This window comes from Actinoallomurus acaciae, assembly GCF_042429965.1.
In the GTDB taxonomy this organism is placed as follows: domain Bacteria; phylum Actinomycetota; class Actinomycetes; order Streptosporangiales; family Streptosporangiaceae; genus Actinoallomurus; species Actinoallomurus acaciae.
Genome location: NZ_JBHLZP010001104.1, coordinates 1 through 1,081, shown reverse-complemented (window position 1 = coordinate 1,081; position 1,081 = coordinate 1). Strand labels below are relative to the sequence as shown.

General features: G+C 73.5%; 2 protein-coding genes. One reads left to right on the top strand and one right to left on the bottom strand.

The window, feature by feature from the left end; translation table 11 throughout:
* Nucleotides 1-815: WD40 repeat domain-containing protein (locus tag ACFFNX_RS50870; protein ID WP_378213697.1), on the top strand; the 815-nt coding region annotated here is incomplete at its 5' end.
* A 5-nt stretch (nucleotides 816-820) separates the two neighbouring features.
* On the opposite strand, the gene ACFFNX_RS50865 is transcribed toward ACFFNX_RS50870, so the two are convergent.
* A partial coding sequence (locus ACFFNX_RS50865; RefSeq protein WP_378213696.1) for a GNAT family N-acetyltransferase occupies nucleotides 821-1,081 on the bottom strand: 261 nt, incomplete at its 5' end.

Here is a 1,081-nt window from a genome sequence, read left to right as displayed (position 1 = left end):
CGCGCCGGACCGCGGCCGTCGCGCTGGCGGCCGGCCTCGTCCTCGTCGCGGCCCTCACCGTGGGCGGCTGGAAGGCATTGACGTCGAAGGCGGGCGCCCATGCCGGGCGCACCGGTCACACCGCCGGCACCACGGCCACGCCCGCGCCGCGGGAGATGACCCTGTCCGCGGGCAGCGGAGGCATCTGGGACGTGGCGTTCGCCCCCGACGGCAGGAGCCTGGCGAGCGCCGGCGAGGACGGCACGATCCGCCTGTGGGATGTGACCACCGGCCGTCAGACGGCGACGTTGATGAACGAACCCGGCCACGACAAGTTCCACGTGGTGTTCAGCCCCGACCGTACGACCTTGGCCACCGACGGCGAGCGCACCGACGAGATCCGGTTGTGGGACCTCGCCACCCACGATGTCATCGCCACCCTCACCGATCCGGACGAGGCCTCGGTCGACTCGCTGGCGTTCAGCCCGGACGGCGCCACCCTGGCCGTCGGCGCGAGCACGATGCCCACCATCGGCGACCCGGGCAGGCAGCTGGTCCGGCTCTGGGACGTGCGCACGCGACGCGTCATCGCCACCCGTTCCGGCATGAAGAAGGTCGTCGGCGCGGTCGCCTTCAGCCCGGACGGCACGGCCGTGGCCGCCCGCGGTGGCGACGACATGAAGACCGTCCGTCTTTGGAACGCCGACCGGGGCGACGTCCGCACCTCGTTCACCGGTCACACCGACGCGGTCTACCCGGTGGCGTTCAGTCCGGACGGACGGATGCTGGCGAGTGGCGCCACGGACCACACCATCCGGCTCTGGAAGGTGAGCTGACCCGGTCAGCGGGACGGGCCCCCGGTGGCCGGCAGCGCCTTCTCGAAGCAGACGCTGGGCGCGGCCCGCCGCCCGAACGGCGCGATACGGACGTAGCCGCGCGAGACGTAGAGCCCGGCGACGCGCAGGTCGGCCGCTGCCAGGCGGACGACCGCGAAGCCGCGCCGCCGGGCGAGGTCCTCCACGCCGGCCAGCAGCAGCCGTGAGATGCCCTGCCCGCGGTACGGCGGCCGTACGTAGAGGCGCTCGACCTCGGCGGTGTCGTA